This window comes from Aquimarina litoralis (assembly GCF_039523995.1).
GTDB lineage: Bacteria > Bacteroidota > Bacteroidia > Flavobacteriales > Flavobacteriaceae > Aquimarina > Aquimarina litoralis.
In genome coordinates, this window is sequence record NZ_BAAAGE010000031.1 from 1 (window position 1) to 655 (window position 655).

At 33.7% G+C, this 655-nt stretch carries 1 protein-coding gene; it reads right to left on the minus strand.

The window, feature by feature from the left end; translation table 11 throughout:
• Nucleotides 1-179: 179 nt before the first annotated feature.
• On the minus strand, nt 180-620 hold the full coding sequence (locus tag ABD077_RS25155; protein ID WP_343914949.1) for a c-type cytochrome: 441 nt from the start codon (nt 618-620) through the stop codon (nt 180-182).
• Nucleotides 621-655: the final 35 nt, after the last annotated feature.

A 655-nucleotide genomic window follows, 5' to 3' on the forward strand; every position in this document is an offset into this window, starting at 1 on the left:
GTACAACGTTTAATATATGTGTCGTAGCAGAGCAAAATGTTACCTTGCTTTTCAACTTTTCTGCGCATTGGTTGCTAACTTTTCCATTCTGCAAGCATTGCGCCTTCATAAATATACAAGAACCAATCGATTGATCACTTTGCTGCTATGATCACATATATCGTGTTGTACACCGTTTTTTATTCCGCAATATATTCCAATAATTGCTCAACTTCCTGATCACTCAATTCAAAATGATGTTTGTAACCAAAGTTATATTCCTCATTAATTGCTAACGCATGTTTATCGTTCCGATCAATTAGCTTTTGTTCATTCCGTATATATTCAAAAAAATACTCTTTTGAGGGATAACGTTCTTTTTGCACAAGTCCTTTTAAGCTAGGCCCAGTCATTTTTTTGTATAACTTATGACAAGCAGCACAATTTGCATTAAATACATTTCGGCCCCTAAGTCCGTTTTCAGTTAACATATTTTCCGTCCCACAGAATGGTTGAGGCATTTCAGTTGCACATCCACCAACACTTTTTTGAGCATCAATATAAACAAAAGCCATCATTCCAATTGTTGAAATTAAAAATACACTTAGAAGAAATACTATTTTAACAGCTACTTTTTGCATTTATATTAGATATCTATTTCAATGGTGTACAACGT

Excerpts from the sequence above, each read along its gene's own strand:
- ABD077_RS25155 (WP_343914949.1), bottom strand. The coding sequence starts at position 620 with ATGCAAAAAGTAGCTGTTAAAATAGTATTTCTTCTAAGTGTATTTTTA.